The following is a 510-nucleotide window of genomic DNA, read 5'->3' as shown; positions in this document are numbered from 1 at the left end:
GGAGTGGTGGAAACCCCTCACCCACAAAACCCCCGAGCTTTCCGGTGCCGCACTTGAGGCTTCGGGCGGGAACGGGCTGATCGAACCCGCCACTTCCGGCGACGGCGCTGGGTCCGTCCAGGAGGTCGTTTCCAACGGAGCTCACCCCTCCGCGAACGGCACCGCCGACTCTGGGCCGGCTTCTGGTGTGTGGTTNGCTTCTGGTGTGTGGTTGGTGGTGGTGCCTGCTGGTGGTGGTGTGCCGGTGGAGTGGGCGTCGTCGGTGGTGGGGCTTTTGGGTGCGCGTGCGGTGTGTCTGGAGGTCGAACCGGGGCTGGGGCGTGCGGAGTTGGCGGCGCGTGTGGCTGGGGTGTTGCCGGAGGGGGCCGTGTGCGGGGGTGTGCTGTCGTTCCTGCCGGTGGTTGACGGTGCCGTGGATGCCGTGGATGCCGTGGGGTCTGTGGGTGTTTCGGGTTCTGGTGTGCCGGAGGGCCTGTGGGGTTTTGTGTCGTTGGTTCAGGCTTTGGGTGA

General features: G+C 67.4%; 1 protein-coding gene. It reads left to right on the top strand.

Going from position 1 to position 510, the window contains the following annotated elements; genetic code table 11:
- Positions 1–211 precede the first annotated feature (211 nt).
- The coding region (locus AN218_RS37395; RefSeq protein WP_420855934.1) for a hypothetical protein at positions 212–510 on the top strand (299 nt) is incomplete at its 3' end.

The organism is Streptomyces nanshensis, from assembly GCF_001751255.1.
GTDB lineage: Bacteria > Actinomycetota > Actinomycetes > Streptomycetales > Streptomycetaceae > Streptomyces > Streptomyces nanshensis_A.
The sequence above is the reverse complement of the archived record's forward strand: the minus strand, read 5'-3'. Positions and strand labels throughout refer to the sequence as shown.